Annotated in this window: 23 protein-coding genes and 4 pseudogenes; 14 read left to right on the top strand and 13 right to left on the bottom strand. The window is 69.7% G+C overall.

Annotated elements, in window-relative coordinates:
- Positions 1-145: 145 nt before the first annotated feature.
- The 10 genes and pseudogenes from ACQ86J_RS32245 to ACQ86J_RS32200 all read right to left on the bottom strand — a co-directional run bounded on the left by ACQ86J_RS32245 (position 146) and on the right by ACQ86J_RS32200 (position 6,139).
- Entirely contained in the window at positions 146-319 is a 174-nt protein-coding gene (locus ACQ86J_RS32245; protein WP_431268714.1) for a hypothetical protein, read from the bottom strand.
- A 310-nt stretch (positions 320-629) separates the two neighbouring features.
- Positions 630-836 carry a cold-shock protein gene (locus ACQ86J_RS32240; protein ID WP_431268713.1) on the bottom strand — a complete coding sequence of 69 codons (207 nt, stop codon included), beginning with the start codon at positions 834-836 and terminating at the stop codon, positions 630-632.
- Positions 837-1,145: 309 nt separating this feature from the next.
- Positions 1,146-1,718 (bottom strand): GNAT family N-acetyltransferase, encoded by a 573-nt coding sequence (locus tag ACQ86J_RS32235; RefSeq protein ID WP_431268712.1) that lies wholly within the window; start codon positions 1,716-1,718, stop codon positions 1,146-1,148.
- A gap of 28 nt (positions 1,719-1,746) precedes the next feature.
- Positions 1,747-3,669: pseudogene (gene rpoD, locus ACQ86J_RS32230) on the bottom strand (RNA polymerase sigma factor RpoD).
- A gap of 60 nt (positions 3,670-3,729) precedes the next feature.
- Positions 3,730-4,053 (bottom strand): hypothetical protein, encoded by a 324-nt coding sequence (locus ACQ86J_RS32225; RefSeq protein ID WP_431268711.1) that lies wholly within the window; start codon positions 4,051-4,053, stop codon positions 3,730-3,732.
- 118 nt (positions 4,054-4,171) lie between these two features.
- The gene (locus ACQ86J_RS32220) at positions 4,172-4,759 is read right to left on the bottom strand and encodes a hypothetical protein (protein WP_431272611.1); all 588 of its coding nucleotides are present in this window, start codon (positions 4,757-4,759) and stop codon (positions 4,172-4,174) included.
- A 17-nt stretch (positions 4,760-4,776) separates the two neighbouring features.
- Complete coding sequence (locus tag ACQ86J_RS32215) at positions 4,777-5,199, bottom strand: hypothetical protein (RefSeq protein WP_431272610.1); 423 nt, start codon at positions 5,197-5,199, stop codon at positions 4,777-4,779.
- An 11-nt stretch (positions 5,200-5,210) separates the two neighbouring features.
- Positions 5,211-5,426 (bottom strand): hypothetical protein, encoded by a 216-nt coding sequence (locus ACQ86J_RS32210; RefSeq protein ID WP_431272765.1) that lies wholly within the window; start codon positions 5,424-5,426, stop codon positions 5,211-5,213.
- Between the two features lie 62 nt (positions 5,427-5,488).
- A pseudogene (locus tag ACQ86J_RS32205) lies at positions 5,489-5,635 on the bottom strand (CHC2 zinc finger domain-containing protein); the annotation flags it as partial.
- A 60-nt stretch (positions 5,636-5,695) separates the two neighbouring features.
- The gene (locus ACQ86J_RS32200; RefSeq protein ID WP_431268710.1) at positions 5,696-6,139 is read right to left on the bottom strand and encodes a GatB/YqeY domain-containing protein; all 444 of its coding nucleotides are present in this window, start codon (positions 6,137-6,139) and stop codon (positions 5,696-5,698) included.
- 145 nt (positions 6,140-6,284) lie between these two features.
- Here ACQ86J_RS32200 and carA point away from each other — a divergent pair.
- The 8 genes and pseudogenes from carA to ACQ86J_RS32160 form a co-directional block, all read left to right on the top strand.
- Positions 6,285-7,688, top strand: a pseudogene (gene carA, locus ACQ86J_RS32195) (glutamine-hydrolyzing carbamoyl-phosphate synthase small subunit); the annotation flags it as partial.
- A gap of 19 nt (positions 7,689-7,707) precedes the next feature.
- Positions 7,708-8,466 (top strand): SDR family NAD(P)-dependent oxidoreductase, encoded by a 759-nt coding sequence (locus ACQ86J_RS32190; protein ID WP_431268709.1) that lies wholly within the window; start codon positions 7,708-7,710, stop codon positions 8,464-8,466.
- Positions 8,467-8,469: 3 nt separating this feature from the next.
- A complete protein-coding gene (locus ACQ86J_RS32185; protein WP_431268708.1) occupies positions 8,470-9,105 on the top strand; it encodes a LysE family translocator in 636 nt (211 codons plus the stop codon).
- Positions 9,102-9,365 carry a hypothetical protein gene (locus ACQ86J_RS32180; protein ID WP_431272764.1) on the top strand — a complete coding sequence of 88 codons (264 nt, stop codon included), beginning with the start codon at positions 9,102-9,104 and terminating at the stop codon, positions 9,363-9,365. Before ACQ86J_RS32185 ends, ACQ86J_RS32180 begins: the two co-directional genes overlap by 4 nt.
- Complete coding sequence (locus ACQ86J_RS32175) at positions 9,362-9,535, top strand: hypothetical protein (protein WP_431268707.1); 174 nt, start codon at positions 9,362-9,364, stop codon at positions 9,533-9,535. Before ACQ86J_RS32180 ends, ACQ86J_RS32175 begins: the two co-directional genes overlap by 4 nt.
- 16 nt (positions 9,536-9,551) lie before the next feature.
- Positions 9,552-12,797, top strand: coding sequence for a carbamoyl-phosphate synthase large subunit (carB, locus tag ACQ86J_RS32170; RefSeq protein WP_431268706.1), 3,246 nt, complete (start codon positions 9,552-9,554; stop codon positions 12,795-12,797).
- A 232-nt stretch (positions 12,798-13,029) separates the two neighbouring features.
- Positions 13,030-13,504: pseudogene (gene greA, locus ACQ86J_RS32165) on the top strand (transcription elongation factor GreA).
- A 139-nt stretch (positions 13,505-13,643) separates the two neighbouring features.
- Positions 13,644-14,846 (top strand): threonine ammonia-lyase, encoded by a 1,203-nt coding sequence (locus ACQ86J_RS32160; protein ID WP_431272609.1) that lies wholly within the window; start codon positions 13,644-13,646, stop codon positions 14,844-14,846.
- Here ACQ86J_RS32160 and ACQ86J_RS32155 read toward each other — a convergent pair.
- The 3 genes from ACQ86J_RS32155 to ACQ86J_RS32145 form a co-directional block, all read right to left on the bottom strand.
- Entirely contained in the window at positions 14,843-15,337 is a 495-nt protein-coding gene (locus ACQ86J_RS32155; RefSeq protein WP_431268705.1) for a DUF2171 domain-containing protein, read from the bottom strand. The genes ACQ86J_RS32160 and ACQ86J_RS32155 overlap by 4 nt on opposite strands.
- Positions 15,338-15,406: 69 nt before the next feature.
- Entirely contained in the window at positions 15,407-15,925 is a 519-nt protein-coding gene (locus tag ACQ86J_RS32150; RefSeq protein WP_431268704.1) for a class I SAM-dependent methyltransferase, read from the bottom strand.
- A gap of 226 nt (positions 15,926-16,151) precedes the next feature.
- Positions 16,152-16,631: an Lrp/AsnC family transcriptional regulator gene (locus ACQ86J_RS32145; RefSeq protein ID WP_431268703.1), complete on the bottom strand. Its 480-nt coding sequence runs from the start codon at positions 16,629-16,631 to the stop codon at positions 16,152-16,154.
- Between the two features lie 138 nt (positions 16,632-16,769).
- Here ACQ86J_RS32145 and ACQ86J_RS32140 point away from each other — a divergent pair, with 138 nt between their 5' ends.
- The 6 genes from ACQ86J_RS32140 to ACQ86J_RS32115 all read left to right on the top strand — a co-directional run bounded on the left by ACQ86J_RS32140 (position 16,770) and on the right by ACQ86J_RS32115 (position 20,755).
- Complete coding sequence (locus tag ACQ86J_RS32140) at positions 16,770-16,964, top strand: FAD-dependent oxidoreductase (protein ID WP_431268702.1); 195 nt, start codon at positions 16,770-16,772, stop codon at positions 16,962-16,964.
- Between the two features lie 135 nt (positions 16,965-17,099).
- Complete coding sequence (locus tag ACQ86J_RS32135) at positions 17,100-17,747, top strand: FAD-dependent oxidoreductase (RefSeq protein WP_431268701.1); 648 nt, start codon at positions 17,100-17,102, stop codon at positions 17,745-17,747.
- 7 nt (positions 17,748-17,754) lie between these two features.
- Positions 17,755-18,645 carry a LysR family transcriptional regulator gene (locus tag ACQ86J_RS32130; RefSeq protein WP_431268700.1) on the top strand — a complete coding sequence of 297 codons (891 nt, stop codon included), beginning with the start codon at positions 17,755-17,757 and terminating at the stop codon, positions 18,643-18,645.
- Between the two features lie 328 nt (positions 18,646-18,973).
- A complete protein-coding gene (locus tag ACQ86J_RS32125; RefSeq protein ID WP_431268699.1) occupies positions 18,974-19,771 on the top strand; it encodes a hypothetical protein in 798 nt (265 codons plus the stop codon).
- Complete coding sequence (locus ACQ86J_RS32120; protein WP_431268698.1) at positions 19,678-20,292, top strand: hypothetical protein; 615 nt, start codon at positions 19,678-19,680, stop codon at positions 20,290-20,292. Before ACQ86J_RS32125 ends, ACQ86J_RS32120 begins: the two co-directional genes overlap by 94 nt.
- A gap of 148 nt (positions 20,293-20,440) precedes the next feature.
- Entirely contained in the window at positions 20,441-20,755 is a 315-nt protein-coding gene (locus ACQ86J_RS32115) for a hypothetical protein (protein ID WP_431268697.1), read from the top strand.
- Positions 20,756-20,775: the final 20 nt, after the last annotated feature.

Here is a 20,775-nt window from a genome sequence, read left to right as displayed (position 1 = left end):
CGCCCTTCGTGGAACGGGACCCTGTCCTACGCTGGTCTTCACCGCATCCGGCCTGCGGGCCGGACCGGACGGGAGGGCTGCGGCAAAGTCGGCCGGGCCAGCCATTCCCGGGACGCCAGTCACGCCGCGAGGCGTGGTGGCGGTGTCAGGCCTCGGCCTTCCCCTCGTCGGTGGACGGCGCGGGCACTGCTCCGCCCTCACGCTCCTGCTTCCGACGGGCGACCGCTTCCTCACGCTCGCGTTGCTTCTCGGCCTGCTTCGTCTGCTTGCCGCGATTGATCTCGGCCCGCTGCTGGCCGTAATTCGGTCGTCTCGCCACGCTGGCCGCCCTATCAGGAAAAAACGCCGGTCGAGCCGCTGCGGAGCTGGCTTTCCAGCACCACGCGTTCATGCCCATCCTGCTGATGCTTCACCCGGTATTCGCGGTCGTTGTCCGGTCCCGAAGCTGCCGCACCGCACCGTGTAGAGTCCGCGGGGGACATTGCCATCGAAGCGATGGGGAACGAATTCCACCTTCTGCCCGACATTGAAGCGATGGGGTGACATCGTGGTCCTCCTGCCTTGCGGCTGCGGGATGGGCAGGTGGAGAGCGCCCGGAGCCGCAGCCGGCCCCGGACGGCAGCGCGACCTCAGTCGAGTTGGAGATTACCGGCGGAGAGCTTGCCTTCCTTGCCGCGCTGCACGTCGAAGGTGACCTTCTGGCCATCGTTCAGGCCCTGGAGGCCGGCGCGCTGGACGTCGGAGATGTGCACGAAAACGTCAGCGGTCCCGTCCGAAGGCTGGATGAAGCCGTAGCCCTTGGTGGCATTGAACCACTTAACAGTGCCGGTAGTCATATTGTATATCCATCAAGCATACGTTCCGGCCCGCGCACGTCGCGGGACAGGCCAATCTGCCATTGCGGGACGTAACCAGGCTCGGGGCTCAAGCATGAGCTGACGAAACAGGCCGAACCAGACGGGTTGACGATCGCACCATGCGCCCGAACGCGTCGGGACACAACGTCATTCGCCCGGGATCGCGTGGTTGCGATCCGGCGACCGTCCTCGCCCTGGATCAGGAATCCTGTTGGCAACAGGGCCGCAGCCCGCCTCAGGCCTTCCTGCGGCGCGCGGTCCAGCCGACGGTGCCGCCCGCCTGGAGCCTTAGCGATGGCGCAGCCGTTCGGGAATCGGCAGGCCGAGTCGGGCCGGCACCTGCCAGACCTCCCGCACCGTGCGGAGCCGGGCGAAGCCGGTCGCCAAGTAATTGGGCAGGGCGCGCGGGTGGTCGGCGGTGCAGGTGTTCACCGTCAGGCCGCGCGGGTGCTCGGCCCAGGCGGTGTCGACCGCATGGCGCAGGAAGGCCGGCCCCAGCCCATGCCCGATGGCATGCGGCATCAAGCCGAAATAACCGAGATTGGTGAAGGGCCTGTTGCGCCGGTCGAGTTCGTAGAAGCCGGCCGGCTCGCCATCCTGGTAGAGGACATGGATGGACACGCCGGAATCGTTCAGGATGCCGGCAAGCTCGGCATCGGGCAGCGTCCGCCGTAGCCACCAGCAATAATCCTGGCCGACCGTATGGTACAGGTAGCGATAGAAACCGACGCTGCAGCGCCGCGCCTGCACCACGCCGGCCGCGACGGGCAGCCGCGGCCCGCCCAGCCCCGGCGGCTGGTCCATGCGCAGGAAGGTCACGTCGACCGCGACCGGGATGACGGTCTCGCCCTTCAGGCTCATCGCCGGTCGCCGCCTGCCGCCACGGCGCTCAGTTGTCCAGGAAGCTGCGCAGCTTGCGGCTGCGGCTCGGGTGCTTCAGCTTGCGCAGCGCCTTCGCCTCGATCTGCCGGATGCGCTCGCGGGTGACGTTGAACTGCTGGCCGACCTCCTCCAGCGTGTGGTCGGTGTTCATGCCGATGCCGAAGCGCATGCGGAGAACCCGCTCCTCGCGCGGGGTCAGGCTGGACAGAACCCGCGTCGTCGCCTCGCGCAGGTTGGACTGGATGGCGGCATCGAGCGGGATGATCGCCGCCTTGTCCTCGATGAAATCGCCGAGATGGCTGTCCTCCTCGTCGCCGATCGGCGTCTCGAGGCTGATCGGCTCCTTGGCGATCTTCAGGACCTTGCGCACCTTCTCGAGCGGCATGCCGAGCTTCTCCGCCAGTTCCTCCGGCGTCGGCTCGCGGCCGATCTCGTGCAGCATCTGCCGGCTGGTGCGGACCAGCTTGTTGATCGTCTCGATCATGTGGACCGGGATGCGGATGGTCCGCGCCTGGTCGGCGATGGAACGGGTGATCGCCTGGCGGATCCACCAGGTGGCATAGGTGCTGAACTTGTAGCCGCGGCGATACTCGAACTTATCGACCGCCTTCATCAGGCCGATGTTGCCTTCCTGGATCAGGTCGAGGAACTGCAGGCCGCGATTGGTGTATTTCTTGGCAATCGAGATCACCAGGCGCAGGTTCGCCTCGATCATCTCCTTCTTCGCCTGCGTCATGTCGCGCTCGCCGCGCGAGGACGGTGGCGTAGACACGGCGGAACTCGGCGATCGGCAGGTTGGTGTCGTTGGCGATGCTCGCCATCTGCGCGCGGACCGATTCCACGTCGTCGCGCGACCGGGCGACGAAGGTCTTCCAGGACTTGTGGGTCTGCTTGCCCAGCCGCTCGAACCAGGCCGGGTCCAGTTCGCTGCCGCGCCAGGTCTGCAGGAACTCCTCCCGCTTCACCTTGCTGGCCTCGGCCATGCGGAGCACCTGCCCCTCCAGCGCGGTCAGCTTCCGGTTGAGGTGCTTGAGCTGCTCGACCAGTTCCTCAATCCGGTTGTTGTGCAGGTGCACCTTCTGCACCAGCGCCACCAGCTCGGCCCGGGTCTTCTCGTAGGTCTTCTCGGAGCGGCCCTGCAGGTCTTCGCCCGCGGTATAAGCCTCCATCCGCTTGTTCTGCAGCTTCTGCAGCCGGGAATAGGCGCCCTCGATCGCCTCGAAGGCGGCGAGTGCCTCGGGCTTCAGCTTCTCCTCGAGCGCCGAGAGCGACAGGCCGAGCCCCTCGCCCTCCTCGCCTTCCTCGAACTCCTCGTTGGCGTCGGGCGGCGGGACGTCCGGGCTGTCGGCGCTATGCGTCGCCTCCAGGTCGATCACGTCGCGCAGCAGCATGCGGCCTTCCTTCACCGCCTCATGCCAGGCGATGATCGCCTTGAAGGTCTGCGGGCTCTCGCAGAGACCGCCGATCATCATGTCCCGCCCCGCCTCGATCCGCTTGGCGATGGCGATCTCGCCCTCGCGCGACAGCAGCTCGACGCTGCCCATTTCGCGCAGGTACATCCGGACCGGGTCGTCGGTGCGGCCGAGGCTTTCCTCGTCGACGTTGCCGCCCGCCTCCTCCTCGTCCTTCTCTTCCTTGTCTTCGGCGGCCGGCTTGGCGCCGGCCGACGCCTCCCCTCGTCGCTCTCCTCGCCCTCGACGACATTGATGCCGGTCTCGCTGAGGCTGGCCAGGGTGTCCTCGATCAGCTCGGAGGAAACCTGGTCCTGCGGCAGGGCGGCGTTGATCTCGTCGTAGGTGACATAGCCCCGCTCCTTGCCGCGGGAGATCAGCTTCTTGACCGCGGCGGTCATGGTGTCGAGCAGCACGCCCTCCACCACGTCGTCGCGGGTCTCGACCGTATCCGTGCCGCCGGTGACCTTGCTCGCCATCCCGTCCGCTCCATCGACGCGCCCTGCGCCCCGCGCGGCGGGGTGCAGGTGCGATGCCCTCTACCCTATGGTGTCCGCACGCGGTGCCCCGGAAGGACCGGCGGGGCCCCGCAGGGCCCCGTCCTCCGGGATGGACTCGGAATCGCCGCCCCTGAGCGCGGCGAGCGCCTCCGACAGGCGGATCAGGCGTTGCTGCGCCGCCGGGTCGTTGGTCTCCACCAGCAGCCTTTGCGCCTCGGCCCGATCCTCGACCAGTTCCGCCTCGCCTCGCAGCAGCCCGAAGAAATGCCACCAGCCGTCCAGCGCCTCTTTCGGCTGGGCCGCGGGATGCGCCGCGGCGCAGAGCCCAGGGGCCCGGGTGGCCCAGATGGCGGCATCCTCCATCCCGTCCTGGGCGAGGTGGCGCGCCAGCGCTGCGGAGTCAAGGAGTTCGGCCCCGGCGAGCCAGCCGAGCAGCGCGGATCGTAACGCCTGGCAATCCCCTCCGGCAGGTCGAGCGCCATCAGCGACTCCTCGACCTCCGGCAGCAGCAGCGGGTGGCGGAGCAGGATGGCGAGCAGGTTGCGGGCCCGTTCCAGCCGGATGCCGGGCTGGTCGATCGCCGGCCGGGGCAGGCCGGGGATGCCCATCGGCGGCTCGCGCCGCCATTTGCCGCCCGCCTCCGACCGGGGCGGGCGGCGGGCGCGGCGGGCGGCATCGGCCGCCGCCCGGCCTCGAAGAAGCGGTCCAGCAGGGCGCGGCGGTACTCGCCGGCCAGCATCTTGTCGGGGATGAGCCGCGCCAGCTCCTCCAGTCGGGCCCGCAGCGCGGCGCGCTGTTCCGGCGTCTCGCGCGGCTTGTCCTTGGTGACGAGGTCATAGAGCGCGACCGAGAGCGGCCGGGCCGCGTCCAGCACCGGCTGGAAGGCTGCGGCGCCGCCCTTGCGGACCAGCGTGTCGGGATCCTCGCCGCCGGTCAGGGTCGCCAGCTTCAGGCTTCGCTCCGGGCTCAGCAGCGGCAGCGCCAGCTCGGCCGACCGCGCCGCGGCCCGGGCGCCGGCGCCATCGCCGTCGAAGCAGAGCACCGGCTCGGGCGAGATCTGCCAGAGCAGCTCCAGCTGCTCTGCAGTCAGTGCGGTGCCGAGCGGGGCGACTGCCCCCCGAAGCCGGCCTGGTGCAGGGCGATGACGTCCATATAGCCCTCGACCACCAGCACCGGGGCGCCGCGGAAGGCCGCCTCCCGCGCCAGGTCGAGCCCGTAAAGGCCGCGCCGCTTGGAGAAGAGCTCGGTCTCCGGCCCGTTGACGTATTTCGGCTGGCCGTCGCCCAGGATCCGGCCGCCGAAGGAGATGGTGCGGCCGCGCCGGTCGCGGATCGGGAACATGACCCGGCCGAAGAACATGTCGGACAGGCCGGCGGCCGCATCGTCCGGGTCACGCGGCTTCATCAGCCCGGCGGCGACCAGCTGGGCCGGCTCGATCCCTTCCGGCTTCAGCTCGGCCGCCAGCGCCCCCCTGCCCTCCCCCGACCAGCCGAGGCCGAAGCGGGCGATGGTCTCGTCGGTCAGGCCGCGGCGGCGGAGGTAGTCGAGCGCCGCGCGCCCTCCGGCAGGAAGAGCCGGCGGCGATAGGCCGCCTCGGCCAGCGCCAGCACGCCATGGAGGTCGCGCGCCCGCTTCTCCCGCGCCGCCGCCTGAGGGGTCGGCTTCGGAACCTCCAGCCCAGCCTCGGAGGCCAGGCGCTCCACCGCCTCGGGGAAGGAGGCGCCCTCCGCCCGCATGAGAAGGTGATGGCGTCGCCATGCGCGCCGCAGCCGAAGCAGTGGAAGTGGTCGTCATAGACGTAGAAGCTGGGCGACTTCTCGTTGTGGAAGGGGCAGCAACCCTTCCATTGCCGGCCGTTGCGGGTCAGCCGCGTCTTGCGGCCGATCAGCCCGTGCAGCGGGGTCCGGGCGCGCAGCTCATCGAGGAATTGCGGGGGTAGGGCCATGGCGGTCAGGCCAGTCTAGCGGCCCGGCCCCGCCCGCGCATCAACCGCCGAGGGCCGCCTTCACCAGGGGCCGGCCTTGCCGAGATCCATGGTCGCGGCGTGCTTCGCCCGCAACACGGCCATGACCTTGCCCATCTCCTTGATGGATGCCGCACCCGATTCGGCGATCGCCTCGCGGATGGCGGCCTCGGTCGCGGCGGCGTCCATCTGCTGCGGCAGGAAGCTTTCGATCACCGCGATCTCCGCCTCCTCCTTCGCCGCCAGCTCCTCGCGGCCGCCCTGGCGGTAGAGCTCGACGCTCTCGCGGCGGGACTTGGCCATGCCGCGCAGCATGGCGACGATCTGCTCCTCCGGCACCGCGGTGACGCCCGAGGGCCGGGCAGCGATGTCGGTGTCCTTCAGCTTCGCGGTGATCATTCGCAGGGTGGAGGTGGTGGCGGCGTCGCGCGCCAGCATGGCGGTCTTGAGCGCCGCGGTGAACCGGCTGCGGAGATCCTCGGCCATGGTGGCACTCCTTATCAGGTGATCGAATGGGCCCGGCGCTGTAGCATGGCGGGCCGGCATCGCCATGGGGCGGCGGATTGGGAAACCACTTCCCATCCACCGAATTCCGATTGAACTGGGAAGTTCTTTCCCACATATCCACCCCATGCGGACGGTCGAAGACATCATCGCCCTGCTCGGTGGCCCGGAGGCCGCGGCGCAGCGTTGCAGCATCGGGACCGAGGCGGTGCGCAAGTGGCGCCAGGCCCGCGCCATTCCGCCCCGCCACTGGCCTGCCATCCTGGCGGCCACCGGCCTGTCCCTCGCCGAGCTTCCCGGCGCCCCCGAGACCCGTGCGGAGACCACGATGCCCCAGCCCGAGACCGCCCCCGACGCCATCCCCGAGGGCAAGCAGCAGGACCGCGCGCCCGAGGGCGCGACCGCCTGCCTGGTCCTCGGCGACGGCAGCGTCTTCTGGGGCACCGGCTTCGGCGCCCATACCCCGGCCGGGGCCGCGCCGGTGGCGGAGGTCTGCTTCAACACCGGCATGACCGGCTACCAGGAGACGCTGACCGACCCCTCCTATGCCGGGCAGATCATCACCTTCACCTTCCCGCATATCGGCAATGTCGGCACCAACCCCGAGGATTTGGAAGCGACGACCCCGGTCGCCCGCGGCCTCGTGGTGAAGCAGGACCTGACCGAGCCAGCAGATTACCGCTCGACCCGGCATCTCGACGCCTGGCTGAAGAGCCACGACGTGCCGGGCATCGCCGGAATCGACACCCGCGCCCTGACCATCCGCATCCGCGACGGCGGCGCGCCGAACGGGGTGCTCTGCTTCCCGGCCGACCGGCAGTTCGACCTGGCGGCGCTGCGCGCCCAGGCTGCGGGCTGGCCGGGGCTCGAGGGCATGGACTTGGCCAAGGCGGTCTCCTGCCGCCAGTCCTATGCCTGGAACGAGACCGAATGGGCCTGGCCAGCCGGCTTCGGCACCCAGACCGCGCCGAAGCACAAGGTGGTCGCGGTGGATTACGGCGCGAAGCGCAACATCCTGCGCTGCCTCGCCGCCGCCGGCCTCGACGTCACGGTGGTGCCGGCGACGGCGACCGCCGAGGAGATCCTGCGGCACAAGCCGGACGGCGTCTTCCTCTCGAACGGCCCCGGCGACCCGGCGGCGACCGGCGCATACGCCGTGCCGGTGATCCGCGAGGTCATGGACAAGAAGGTGCCGGTCTTCGGCATCTGCCTCGGCCACCAGCTGCTCGGCCTCGCGCTCGGCGGCTCCACCTACAAGCTCGACCGCGGCCATCGCGGCGCCAACCAGCCGGTCAAGGACCTGACCACCGGCCGGGTCGAGATCACCAGCCAGAACCATGGCTTCGCGGTGGATGAGCGCAGCCTACCCTCCAATGTCCGCGTGACGCATGTCTCGCTCTTCGACGGCTCGAACGAGGGCCTCGCGGCGACCGACCGGCCGGCCTTCTCGGTGCAGTACCACCCGGAAGCCAATCCGGGCCCGACCGACAGCCACTACCTGTTCCACCGCTTCGTGGACCTGATCGAGAAGCACAAGGGGGCTGAGGGGAATGTTCGACCTGAAGGGGCGCGTCGGGCTCGTCACCGGCGGCAATGGCGGCATCGGGCTCGGCCTGGCGCGCGGCCTGGCCAAGGCGGGCGCGGCGGTGATGGTCGCCGGGCGCAATGCCGACAAGAACGCCGCCGCCGTGGCCGAGCTGCGGGCGCTCGGCGCCGAGGCGGATGCGGTGATCGTCGACGTGACCGACGAAGCCAGCGTCAACGCCATGGTCGCCGCGACCGCGCAGCGCTTCGGCGGGCTGGATATCCTGGTCAACAACGCGGGCATCAACATCCGCAACAAGCCCGAGGTCTACAAGCTGGCCGACTGGCACAAGGTGATCACCACCAACCTGACCAGCGCCATGCTGGCCAGCAAGGCGGCGCACCCGCACCTGAAGGCGGGCGGGCATGGGCGCGTCATCAACAACGGCTCCATGCTGTCGATCTTCGGCCTGCCCTTCCATGCGGCCTATGGCGCCAGCAAGGGCGGCGTGGTGCAGATGACGAAATCCATGGCGGTGGCCTGGGGCCCGGACGGCATCACGGTGAACTGCCTGCTGCCGGGCTGGATCGACACCGACCTGACGCGAAAGGCGCGCAGCGACATGCCGGCACTGAACGACAACGTCATGGCCCGCACGCCGAAGGGCCGCTGGGGCGACCCGAAGGACTTCGAGGGCATCGCCGCCTTCCTCGGCTCGGATGCCAGCGCCTTCATCACCGGCGTCGCCATTCCGGTGGATGGCGGGTTTTCCGTCAACGGCTGACCCGTGCCCTCCGCCGAGACGCTGCTGGTCTTCGCCGCCCTGTCGCTCGGCCTTGCGCTGACGCCGGGGCCGAACATGCTCTACCTCGTCTCCCGCTCCCTCGCGCAGGGGACCGGGGCGGGCATGGTCTCGCTGGTTGGCTGCCAGGCGGGATCGCTGGCGATCATGCTCGCCGCCGCCGCCGGCATCACCGCGGCGCTGGTCGCGGTGCCCTATGCCTGGGACGTGCTGCGGCTTGGCGGCGCGGCCTATCTGCTCTTCCTCGCCTGGCAATGCGTCCGCCCCGGCGGCCAGCCGCTCTTCGCCCCACGGCCGATGCCGCGGGAGCCGGGCGTCCGCCTATTTGCGGTCGGCTTCGCCACGGCAGCGCTGAACCCCAAGGTGGCCCTGTTCTACATGGCGGTGCTGCCGCCCTTCATCGATCCGGCGCGCGGCGACGTGTTCCTGCAGGGCGCGCTGCTCGGCGCCGTCCAGATCGCCGTCTGCACCGGCTTCGATGCCGTGCTGGTTTGGGGCGCCGCGGCGACCGCCCGCTTTCTCGGCGAGAGGCCGGCCTGGCTCGCGGCGCAGCGCTGGGTGCTCGGCGCCGCGCTCGGCCTGCTCGCGGTGAAGCTGGCGACCCAGGGACGCGCAGCATGACGCTGGTCCTCATCGCCCTGCTGGCGCTGTCCTGGACCGGGCTCTCGCTCGCCGTGCTGGCCATGCTGATGAAGCGCCTGGCGCCGCCGCGCCAGGCGGCCTGGCGGGCCTTCGGCCTCAGCCTCGTCTTCAACACCATCAGCGCCGGCTATGCCTCGCCCGGCGAGCCGCTCTCGGCCGTGCTGCTGATCCTCGCCTGCCATGTCCTGCTGCTGCCGCCCCTGCTGCTGGCGGCGCGGCGCGAGGAGCAGCGCCGATGACCCGGCGGCTCCTGCTCGCGGCGCTGGCCAGCCTCTCAGCCTGCGCCACCACCGCGACGCCCGAACAGCGCCGCGCGCAATGCGAGGCAGAGCGCACCCGCCGCGGCATTTCCCGTCTGCTGCCGCCCGAATCCCGCCAGTCGCCCGACTGCGCCCCTGCTTCACGCTGACGACCGGAACGCCCCCATGCCGAAGCGCACCGACATCAAGTCCATCCTCATCATCGGCGCCGGCCCGATCGTCATCGGCCAGGCCTGCGAGTTCGATTATTCCGGCGCCCAGGCCTGCAAGGCGCTGCGGGCGGAGGGCTACCGCGTCATCCTGGTGAACTCCAACCCGGCGACGATCATGACCGATCCGGGCCTGGCGGACGCCACCTATATCGAGCCGATCACCGTCGAGATGGTCGAGAAGATCATCGCCAAGGAACGCCCGGACGCGCTGTTGCCGACGATGGGCGGGCAGACGGCGCTCAACACCTCGCTGAAGCTGGCCGAGGCCGGCGTGCTGGCGAAGTACGGCTGCGAGTTGATCGGCGCCAAGGCCGAGGTCATCGACAAGGCCGAGGACCGGCTGAAATTCCGCGATGCCATGACCAAGATCGGCATCGAGAGCCCGCGCAGCGCCATCGCCCATACGATGGAGGAGGCCCGCGCCGCGCTCGACCTGGTCAAGCTGCCCTGCGTCATCCGTCCCTCCTTCACCCTCGGCGGCACAGGGGGAGGCATCGCCTACAACCGGGAGGAGTTCGAGCAGATCGTCGCCGCCGGCCTCGACGCCTCGATGACCAACGAGGTGTTGGTCGAGGAGAGCGTGCTGGGCTGGAAGGAGTACGAGATGGAGGTGGTCCGCGACTCTGCGGACAACTGCATCATCATCTGCTCGATCGAGAACCTGGACGCCATGGGCGTCCATACCGGCGACAGTGTCACCATCGCCCCGGCCTTGACCTTGACGGACAAGGAATACCAACGGATGCGCGATGCCAGCATCGCCTGCCTGCGGGAGATCGGCGTCGATACCGGCGGGTCGAATGTCCAGTTCGGCATCAACCCCGCCGACGGCCGCATGGTGGTGATCGAGATGAACCCGCGGGTCTCGCGCTCCTCGGCGCTGGCCTCGAAGGCAACGGGTTTCCCCATCGCCAAGATCGCGGCGAAGCTGGCGGTCGGCTATACGCTCGACAAGCTGAAGAACGACATCACCATGGTGACGCCGGCCAGCTTCGAGCCGACGATCGACTATGTCGTCGTGAAGATCCCCCGCTTCACCTTCGAGAAATTCCCCGGCACCCCGGCGACGCTGACCACCAGCATGAAGTCGGTGGGCGAGGCGATGGCGATCGGCCGCAGCTTCGCCGAGGCGCTGCAGAAAGGGCTCCGCAGCCTCGAGACCGGCTTCTCCGGCCTCGACGAGGTCGCCGCCCCCGGCGATGGCAGCGCCCAGGCCTTCCACGCCGCGCTGGCCACGCCGACGCCCGACCGCATCCTGATGGCGGCCCAGGCGATGCGCGCCGGCGTCTCGGTCGAGGAGATCCACGAGGCCAGCAAGTTCGATCCCTGGTTCCTGCGCGAGGTCGAGAAGATCGTCGCCGCCGAGAAGGTGGTGCGGGCCGAGGGGCTGCCGACGACCGCGACCGGGCTGCGCCGGCTGAAGGCGCTCGGCTTCTCCGACAAGCGGCTCGGCCAGCTTGCCGGCCAGCCGGAAGCGGCGGTCGAGGCGGCGCGCCAGCGCCTCGGCGTGCTGCCGGTCTTCAAGCGCATCGACACCTGCGCCGCCGAGTTCGCCTCCGACACCCCCTACATGTACTCGACCTATGAGGGCGGCTTCGGCACGCCGGATTGCGAGTCGCGGCCGACGGAGCGGCAGAAGATCGTCATCCTCGGCGGCGGCCCGAACCGCATCGGCCAGGGCATCGAGTTCGATTATTGCTGCGTCCATGCCTGCTACGCGCTGAAGGATGCCGGCTTCGAGACCATCATGGTCAACTGCAACCCGGAGACGGTGAGCACCGACTACGACACCTCGGATCGGCTGTATTTCGAGCCGCTGACGGGCGAGGACGTCATCTCCCTGATCCGCAAGGAGCAGGAGCGCGGCACGCTGCTCGGCTGCATCGTGCAGTATGGCGGGCAGACGCCGCTGAAGCTGTCCCAGGCGCTGCACAAGGCGGGCATCCCCATCCTCGGCACCAGCGCCGAGGCGATCGACATCGCCGAGGACCGCGAGCGCTTCCAGCACCTGCTGAAGGGCCTTGGCCTGAAGCAGCCGCAGAACGGCACGGCGCGGACGCTCGACGAGGCCGCGGTCGAGGCCGAGCGCATCGGCTACCCGGTGGTCGTGCGCCCGTCCTACGTGCTGGGCGGCCGCGCCATGGAGATCGCCTGGAATGCCGAGCAGCTGCGCCGCTTCGGCCAGGAGGCGGTGAAGGTCTCGGGCGAGAACCCGATCCTGATCGACCAGTACCTGGCCGATGCGATCGAGGTCGATGTCGACTGCATCGCCGACAGCACCGGCGTGGTCTATGTCGCCGGCGTCATGGAGCATATCGAGGAAGCCGGCATCCATTCCGGCGACTCGGCCTGCTCGCTGCCGCCCTATTCGCTGCCGCCCGCCATCGTGACCGAGCTGAAGGCGGAGACCGAAGCGATGGCACGGGCGCTGAAGGTCGTCGGCCTGATGAACGTGCAGTATGCGGTGAAGGACGGCGAGATCTACGTGCTCGAGGTCAATCCGCGCGCGTCGCGGACCGCACCCTTCGTCGCCAAGGCGACCGGCGTGCCGGTGGCCAAGATCGGCGCCCAGGTGATGGCCGGTGCCAGGCTGGCTGATTTCGGCCTCGACGGCGACGCGGTCTACCGCCATGTCGCGGTGAAAGAGGCGGTCTTCCCCTTCAACCGCTTCCCCAATGTCGACGTCATCCTTGGGCCCGAGATGAAGTCCACCGGCGAGGTCATGGGCCTCGACACCAGCTTCGAGCGCGCCTTCGCCAAGGCGCAGCTCGGCGCCGGGGTGAAGCTGCCGCTGGCCGGCACCGCCTTCATCTCGGTCAAGGAGACCGACAAGCCGGCAGCGGTTGTGCTGGCGAGGCGGCTGATCGACATGGGCTTCACCGTGGTCGCCACCCGCGGCACGGCGGCGCGCATCCGCGATGCCGGCCTCGCCTGCGAGATCATCAACAAGGTGCTGGAAGGCCGGCCGCATTGCGTCGATGCCATCAAGTCGGGCGAGATCCAGCTGGTGATCAACACCACCGGCGGCGGGCAGTCGGTGTCGGACAGCTTCGATATCCGCCGCTCCGCTCTCACCCAGGGTATTCCGCACTACACCACGGCGGCGGGCGCCCGGGCGGCGGTGCATGCGATCGCGGCGCTGCGGGCGGGCACCCTTGATGTGGCGCCGCTGCAGTCCTACTTTACCCGTTCGTTCTGAGCGGATGGCGGCGGCTTCCGAGGTGATCCGCCGGGCTGCAATTCCGTGGCAGCGCCCGGCGGCATGGAACCAAGGCCCTGCCCGCCCGGTTTCCCACCGCTACCCGGACCCAGCATCCGGATCTGGACCGGTGCCGGTTGGAGCCGCCGCCGGACGGGTGGAAAAAGTTTTGGTCGCATTCCGGTAGGCGAGACGCGCAGACTTCGCCTGACGTTCTAAGGAAGGGCTTGCCGTGCAGAAGTTCCCCATGACCGCGGAAGGTCTGGCGAAGCTTGAGGAGGAACTGAAGCTCCTGAAGGGCGAGGAACGTCCGGCGGTGATCCGGGCGATCGCCGAGGCGCGCGCCCATGGCGACCTCTCCGAGAATGCCGAGTACCACGCGGCGCGGGAGAAGCAGTCCTTCATCGAGGGCCGGATCGCCGAGCTCGAGACCATCGTCCCGGCGGCCGAGGTGATCGACATTTCGAAGCTGTCCGGCGACCAGGTGAAGTTCGGCGCCCGGGTCACCGTCGTGGACGAGGAAACCGAGGAGGAGAAGACCTACCGCATCGTCGGCGCCTACGAGGCCGACATGAAGGTCAATCTCGATCTCGATCTCCTCCCCGCTTGCCAAGGCGCTGATTGGCAAGAAGGTCGGCGACAGCGTCGAGGTCCCGGCCCCTGGCGGTGCCCGGGCCTATGAGATCACGGCGGTTGCCTATCGCTGAGCCGGCCTTGCTGCACCGCAGCAAGAAGCTTCGCGCACGTCGCCGATTGGGTCTATAGGCGGCGTTCCGAGACGAACCGCCGCGAAGGACCCATCCCTTGCCCCTGCGCGCCCTGGCGACCGAAGGCATCGCCACGCCCATGCCTGTCACCCTCGCCGACGTGCAGGCTGCCGCGTCACGGATCGAGGGTGCCATCCTGCGCACCCCCACCCTGCCCTCGCATGCCGTCTCTCAGGCGACCGGGGCCAGGGTCTTCCTCAAGCTCGACAACCTGCAGGCGACGGGCGCCTTCAAGGAACGCGGTGCGGCCAACCGCATCGCCCTGCTGACGGCGCGGGAACGGGCAGCGGGCGTCATTGCCATGTCGGCCGGCAACCATGCCCAGGCGGTGGCGCGGCATGCCGCGCTGGCGGGCATCACCGCGACGATCGTCATGCCGAGATTCACCCCAGCCACCAAGGTGGTCCGCACCGAGGGCTGGGGCGCCCATGTCGTCCTGCATGGCGAGACCCTTGCCGAATCGGCCGCCCATGCGCACGAACTCGCCTTGCGCGACGGGCTGACCTTCATCCATCCCTATGACGACCCGGGCGTCATCGCCGGCCAGGGCACCATGGTGCTGGAGATGCTGGAGGATGCGCCGGCGCTCGACGCCCTGGTCTTCCCGGTCGGTGGCGGCGGGCTGCTGACCGGCTGTGCCGCGGCCGCCCGCGAATTGCGCCCCGGCCTGCCGGTCTACGGCGTCGAGGTCGAGGGCTACCCGGCCATGGCGCAGCGCCTGGCTGGACGCCCGGTCACGGTGGGCGGCTCGACCATCGCCGAAGGCATCGCGGTGCGCGATGTCGGCGAGTTGCCGCTGGCGCTGCTGCGGCAGATGGGCGTCGAGGTGCTGGTAGTGCCGGAACGCGCGGTGGAGCAGGCGATCGCGCTGCTGGCGGAGGGCGCCAAAGTGGTCGCGGAAGGCGCCGGCGCCGCCGGCTTGGCCGCCATCCTGACCTTCCCCGAGCGATTCGCCGGCAGGTCCGTGGGCACCGTCGTCTGCGGCGGTAACATCGACGCGCGGATCCTCGCCAATGTGCTGCTCCGCAACCTGCTGCGGGACGGCCGCATCCTGCGGCTCCACCTCGACATCCCGGACCGGCCCGGCGTGCTGGCGGATATCGCCATGCGGGTGGCGGCGGCCGGCGGCAATGTCATCGAGGTCAGCCACCAGCGGCTCTTCGCCGCGCCCTCGGTGCAGAGCGCCGAGCTCGAGCTGATGGTCGAGGTGCGCGACACCGCGCAGGGCGATGCGATCGTCGCGGCGCTGGAGGCCGGGCAATACGTGGTGCGGCGGGGCTAGCCTGCCGGGCAGTCAGCGGCCCGGGTTGCTGCCGCCATGGCGGTCCATGTTCGGGTCGTCCGGAAAGCCGGGGCCGGCGGTGCCGCCACCGGCGCCCCAACCGGGCAGGCTGCCGGGCCCGGTCGTGCCGCCGCCATGCACCATGCCGGATCCGACCCCGCCCTGGTCTCCCGTCGGTGAGGGGCAGCGCCTGCCTCGGCCTCGCCGGGCGTCTCGTCATCCGGCGCGCCCTCCCGCACATCGGCCAGGCGCAGCCCGCCGACCGCCATGGCGCGCGCCTCCCGCGTGGTCACGGTCAGGCGGACCTGCCCGGCCTCGGCCCGATCGACCAGATGCAGCGGGAGGGCATGATGGTGGCTGCCGCTGCCGTCGGGGTCGTCGGCGCGGGTCAGCCGGATATGCCCTGATCTGAGCCGGTCCACGGTCCCGACATGGCCGCCATCGGCGCCGATGATCTCCATATGGGGGCGGATCTCGCCGGTGCTGGTCATGCCGCGTCTCTCCTGGCTGGGCCAGGGAGAACGGCGCGATGGCCCGATGGATGCCTCGGTGCCTGCGCCTCAGTCGCGCCGCAGCAGGCTGAGGCAGTCGAGCGCGGGCACCCCGCCCCAATCCATCACGACCTGCTGCAGCACGGTGAGCCCCTCCTTTCGGGCGTAGTGCGCAAACAGCGCCTGCGACATGAAATTCCGGCAGTGCGGCGCGTGCAGCCAGTCCTCCCCGCCGGTGTGGTTCGAGTGGTGCAGGAAGGCCCGGGCGCCCGGCGCCATGACCCGACGCGCCTCGGCCAGGTAGGCGCGGACCACGTCGCTGTCGAAATGCACCATGGCGTCGAAGCTGTAGAACAGCGTCACGCTGGCATCCGGCACGTCGCGCAGATCGTAGCCGGTGTTGGCGACGAAGGTGATGCGCGGGTCGTCGCGGAAGCGGCGACGGCAGAAGGCGATGTTCTCCGGCCGGATGTCGACCAGGATCAGCCGTTCCGCCAGGGCCAGCAGCTTCGCCGCGTTGCGTCCCCGCCCCGTCGCGAGGTCCAGCACGCAGCGGAAGTCGGCGCCTTCAAGAAAGCGCTCGATCATCGGCCAGATCGGCGCGAAGCCGGCCTCCGCCGCGTCGAAATAGGGATGCTCGGGCAGCCAGATGTCGCCGGCATGGCGGGCCGCGGCATCCAGCCGCGATCTCGGTCAGCAGGGTCGCGGGCAGGTCGGACATGGGCGCTCCGGCGTTAGCGGCGCCGGCGGGACAACCCCACGGCAGCCGGCGAGGCTGTGCCGGAGATGTCACTGGATTCCTGCCGGCGCGCCGTCAGACGCTGATCGGCACCCCGGCATCGTCCTTAGAGGTGCGGATGGTCTGCAAGGTCTGTACCCGCGCTACCTCGTCCGCCGCGGTCAGCCTCGAGGTCAGCGCATTTTCATGCGCCGTGTCGCGGGCCACGAGGCGCAGCAGGAAGTCGCCGCCGCCACGGATCATGTGGCACTCCCGCACCTCCGGCCAGGCGCGCACGCGCTGCTCGAAGGCGCTCAGCATCGCCTCCTTCTGGCTCTCGAGGCCGACCAGCGCGAAGAAGGTGATCTCGTAGCCCAGCGCCACGGGGTCGAGGTCCGCGTGGTAGCCGCGGATGATCCGCTCCTCCTCCAGCCGTCGCACGCGGCGTAGGCAGGGCGGCGCCGAGAGGCCGACCCGGCGGGCCAGTTCCACATTGGTCATCCGGCCATCGGCCTGCAGTTCCGCCAGGATCTGGCGATCCACCTCATCGAGGGATGCGTCGGGTTCCGCACTCATGCTTTCATGATCTGTTGCCGTGAACTGGCTCTCGGCGCAATATCCTTGCTGACCGTCCGCGCCGCAAGGCTTGTGCTTGTGGCCGGCCACTCAGTGACAAATATGGGTCGTTCCGCCCAGATTGCCGGGAATCGAGCCTTGCCCAAGACCCACCGCACGCGTCTCCTCATCCTCGGCGCCGGACCGGCCGGATACACCGCCGCCATCTATGCCGCGCGCGCCGGGCTGAAGCCCCTGCTGGTCGCCGGCATGCAGCCAGGCGGGCAGCTGACCATCACCACCGATGTCGAGATCATCCCGGCTTCGCCGAGACGATCCAGGGTCCCTGGCTGATGGATCAATCCAAGGCGCAGGCCGAGCATTGCGGCACGGAGATCATCCAGGACGTCGTGACGCGAATCGACCTCGCCGCCCGGCCGATCTGGGCGGAGGGCGATCTCGGGCGACACCTATCTGGCCGAGAGCCTGGTGATCGCCACCGGTGCCCAGGCCCGCTGGCTCGGCATCCCTGGGGAGAAGGAGCTCTCCGGCTTCGGCGTCTCCGCCTGCGCCACCTGCGACGGCTTCTTCTTCCGCGGCAAGGAGGTCGCGGTCATCGGCGGCGGCAATACCGCGGTGGAGGAGGCGCTCTACCTCTCGAACCTGGCGAAGCACGTCACCGTCCTCCACCGCCGGGACGGCTTCCGCGCCGAGCGCATCCTGCAGGAGCGGCTCTTCGCCAAGCCGAACGTCACCGTCGTTTGGGACACGGTCGTCGAGGAGATGCTGGCGACCGAGGGACGGTTCCGCGCGCTGCGTGCCGTCCGCACCCGCAACACCAAGACCGCCGAGTTGGCGGAGCGGCCCTTCGACGGCGTCTTCGTCGCCATCGGCCACGACCCTGCCACGGCGCTGTTCCGCGGCCAGCTCGGGATGGATGCGGAGGGTTACATCGTCACCGAGCCGGGCAGCCCCCGCACCAGCATCCCCGGCATCTTCGCCGCCGGCGACGTGCAGGACCGCATCTACCGCCAAGCGGTCACCGCAGCGGGCAGCGGCTGCATGGCGGCGCTGGAGGCGGAGAAGTGGCTGGCCCACATGCCCGCCGGTGCCGCCGCCATCGAAGCCTGGACCTGAGCCGGGGATGCCGCTCGACTGGGACAAGCTGCGGGTCTTCCACGCGGTCGCCGAGGCAGGGTCCTTCACCCATGCGGGGGAGACGCTGAACCTCAGCCAATCCGCCGTGTCGCGCCAGATCCAGGCCCTGGAGGAGGCGCTGCAGGTGCCGCTCTTCCACCGGCATGCCCGCGGGTTGATCCTGACCGAGCCGGGGGAGACGCTCAATCGCACCGTCCGGGAGGTCTTCGCCAAGCTGGCGATGACCGAGGCGCTGCTGACCGAGAGCCGGGAACGGCCGGCCGGTCGGCTGAAGGTCACCAGCACCACCGGCTTCGGCAGCACCTGGCTGGCGCCGCGCCTCTCGCGCTTCTTGCAGATCTACCCCGATGTCAGCGTCACGCTGCTGCTGGACGACAGCGACCTCGACCTGGCGATGCGGGAGGCGGACGTCGCCATCCGCATGCATCCGCCGCGGCAGCCCGACCTGATCCAGCGGCACCTCGCCAGCTTCGGCTGGCGGGTCTGCGGCGCGCCGGCCTACCTGAAGACCGCCGGCATGCCGCAACGGGCGGAGGACCTCGACGCCCACCGGCTGATCGTCTGGGGCGAGCACCGGCCGCCGATCGACGAGGTGAACTGGCTGAGTGAGGCCGGCCGCCGGCCCGGCGCGCCGCGCCGCGCGGCGGTCGAGGTGAACAGCCTGACGGGCATGCTGCGGGCGGTGCAGAGCGGCCTCGGCCTTGCCGCCCTGCCCGACTACATGGGTGCCGAGCTGGACGGTCTGCTGCAGGTACTGCCGGAGCTGAAGGCGCCGCGGCTGGACGCCTATTTCGTCTATCCGGAGGAGATGCGGCACTCGAAGCGGGTCTCGGTCTTCCGCGACTTCCTGATCGCGGAACTGACCGGGAACAACTGATATGCAAGTTCCGCATGGGTGATGGCCGGTTTGACCAAACCAGCATGGCAATTGCGGGTCTAGGCTGTCGTTTGTCCGGCCCATTCGGCTGGTCAGGGTAACTCGGGGCGATGCCTCGAACCCCTTCGTCTCCCAGACGTGAAGCCTCCCTGTTGACTTCAGCCCGCTAGGTCAATGACTTAGCGGGCATCTTTTTGTTCAGACGGCAAGCCGTACCGCGGCTCCGGGTGCGTGCACCGCACGAGACCCGCCCTGCAAACGCTCGCAGTTCCGCGATCTCGAGTGTGGAATGGCGGGAACCCATGCCAATGCAGCGACTTTGCCTCGCATGAGGAACCGTGCCGGCAATGCCGACGCGGCGGTGAATTGTTGCGAGGGGAATGGGTTGACGGCGATCACCACAGATACGGCGCGGCAAGCGGGATGGCCCCGCTGGCTGCTGCACCTCGCCCTGCTGGCAACGGTCGTGACGCTGATCGGCTTGGCCATGCTCTGGTTGCAGCGCAATCCGCTGCTCACCTCCTGGGACGAGGTGATGCACGAGAACAATCCCATGAGCGACGCCCTGCTGCTGCGCCAAGGCAATCTGGCCGCACTGCGCGACGCTATTTTCCTGCAGAATCGCTGGCTGCCGCCCGGCCTGCGGCTCATCGGCCTGCCGATTGCCGCCACCTTCTGGGACCAGGCCCCGACCGCGCTGCGCATTGCCGCGACCGTGCTGACCCTGCTGCCCCTGCCGATCATCTGGTTCGGCCTGCGCCCCGTGGCGGGCGCCGTGGGCGCCACGGCCGGCGCGCTGCTCTTCGCGCTGACGCCGCAGAACCTGGTGGGCGCGCAGAGCTTCATGACGGAGACGGTGCTGCACCTGGCCGCTGCGCTCGCCATGACGCTGCTGCTGCGGGAAGCTTTGGCCCCGCGCGCGGGCCGCTCCGCCTCGCGCTGCTCGGCCCGGTGCTCGGCCTTGGCGCTCTGTCGAAGCTCACCTTCCTGCCCACCATCGGCATCGTTTGGGCCGGCGTGGCGGCCTGGCGGTTGTGGCGGGATCGCGACACGGCCGACTTCGCGCTGCGGCTCGCCCTGCCGTCGATCGGCCTCGCCCTGGTCGCCTGGCCGCATTACCTGCTGAACATCCCGCGCTACATCGCCTATGCCAAGGCAACGGCCGGCGGCTATGCCTACAACCCGGTGGAGGCGACCGGCCTTGACTTCGCCCGCTACGCAATCGGCGACCTGGTCTGGGAGGTCTTCGGCCTTGGCGGCACCGCCCTGGTGCTGGCGGCGCTGGTGGCGGCCTTCCTGGTCTGGCGGCGGCTGGCGGCGACGGAGCGGGCCTTCGCACTGCTCGCCGCCCTCGCCGCGGCGCCGCCTTTCCTGGCCTTCCTGCTCTCGCACAACCAGACCGAGCGCTACATGGCGATCAGCCTGGTGATCCTGGCCTATCCCGCGGGGATCCTGCTCGGCGCAATGTTGCGTCAGATGCCGGGCTTCGCTCCGCGGGCCCTGGCCGGCGGCGCCGGCAGCGCCGCCCTGGCTCAGTTGGGCATGGCTTGGTGGGTGGCGCTGGCCGGCCCGGTCGAGGCGCGGCCGCTCCGGCCGATGGTGGAAGCCGCCTGGCGACCGATTTCGCCTGCGACTTCCATAGCCTGACGGCGCTGGTGCCGCCGGGTGACGCGACACCCCGGATCGGCCTCTTCGGCCTGACGCTCGCCGTGAACCCGCCCAACCTGCAACAGGCTTTCCTGCGCCAGGGATCCTGGCCAAGACGATCGAGATCCTGAACGACTCGGCGGTCGAAGTGGATTGGGACCAGGTGCTGCGGGAGACGCGAAAGGTCGACCTGGTGGTGGTGCCGGAGGTCTTCTGGCAGGGCGGCCGCGACCCGCTGAAGCCGGCGAGCATGCGGAATATCGGTGACCGCTCGCTTGGCGATTATCGGGAGCGGCTGGCGGCCGAGCACCTGGTCGAGGACCGTGGGGCCATCGCCACCGGGCCCGACGGATATTGCACGGTGCATGTCCTGGCGGTGCATCCGCCGCCGGTGGCGCCCGAGGATGCGGAACGGCTGCGCCCGCTGCGTCCGGAGGTGCATGCGGTGGCCGGCGGGACATAACGCCTCGCCGCGACGTGAAC

The organism is Dankookia sp. P2 (assembly GCF_050632255.1).
GTDB lineage: Bacteria > Pseudomonadota > Alphaproteobacteria > Acetobacterales > Acetobacteraceae > Paracraurococcus.
This window is presented reverse-complemented; position numbering and strand designations above follow the sequence as displayed.

What these genes read in the sequence shown, in the direction of transcription:
- ACQ86J_RS32160 (WP_431272609.1), top strand. Translation starts at nt 13,644, where the DNA reads ATGCCTGTCACCCTCGCCGACGTGCAGGCTGCCGCGTCACGGATCGAG.
- carB (WP_431268706.1), top strand. Translation starts at nt 9,552, where the DNA reads ATGCCGAAGCGCACCGACATCAAGTCCATCCTCATCATCGGCGCCGGC.
- ACQ86J_RS32180 (WP_431272764.1), top strand. Translation starts at nt 9,102, where the DNA reads ATGACGCTGGTCCTCATCGCCCTGCTGGCGCTGTCCTGGACCGGGCTC.
- ACQ86J_RS32145 (WP_431268703.1), bottom strand. Translation starts at nt 16,631, where the DNA reads ATGAGTGCGGAACCCGACGCATCCCTCGATGAGGTGGATCGCCAGATC.
- ACQ86J_RS32175 (WP_431268707.1), top strand. Translation starts at nt 9,362, where the DNA reads ATGACCCGGCGGCTCCTGCTCGCGGCGCTGGCCAGCCTCTCAGCCTGC.
- ACQ86J_RS32235 (WP_431268712.1), bottom strand. Translation starts at nt 1,718, where the DNA reads ATGAGCCTGAAGGGCGAGACCGTCATCCCGGTCGCGGTCGACGTGACC.
- ACQ86J_RS32190 (WP_431268709.1), top strand. Translation starts at nt 7,708, where the DNA reads ATGTTCGACCTGAAGGGGCGCGTCGGGCTCGTCACCGGCGGCAATGGC.
- ACQ86J_RS32240 (WP_431268713.1), bottom strand. Translation starts at nt 836, where the DNA reads ATGACTACCGGCACTGTTAAGTGGTTCAATGCCACCAAGGGCTACGGC.
- ACQ86J_RS32210 (WP_431272765.1), bottom strand. Translation starts at nt 5,426, where the DNA reads ATGCGGGCGGAGGGCGCCTCCTTCCCCGAGGCGGTGGAGCGCCTGGCC.
- ACQ86J_RS32225 (WP_431268711.1), bottom strand. Translation starts at nt 4,053, where the DNA reads ATGGAGGATGCCGCCATCTGGGCCACCCGGGCCCCTGGGCTCTGCGCC.
- ACQ86J_RS32155 (WP_431268705.1), bottom strand. Translation starts at nt 15,337, where the DNA reads ATGACCAGCACCGGCGAGATCCGCCCCCATATGGAGATCATCGGCGCC.
- ACQ86J_RS32150 (WP_431268704.1), bottom strand. Translation starts at nt 15,925, where the DNA reads ATGATCGAGCGCTTTCTTGAAGGCGCCGACTTCCGCTGCGTGCTGGAC.
- ACQ86J_RS32130 (WP_431268700.1), top strand. Translation starts at nt 17,755, where the DNA reads ATGCCGCTCGACTGGGACAAGCTGCGGGTCTTCCACGCGGTCGCCGAG.
- ACQ86J_RS32200 (WP_431268710.1), bottom strand. Translation starts at nt 6,139, where the DNA reads ATGGCCGAGGATCTCCGCAGCCGGTTCACCGCGGCGCTCAAGACCGCC.
- ACQ86J_RS32125 (WP_431268699.1), top strand. Translation starts at nt 18,974, where the DNA reads ATGAGGAACCGTGCCGGCAATGCCGACGCGGCGGTGAATTGTTGCGAG.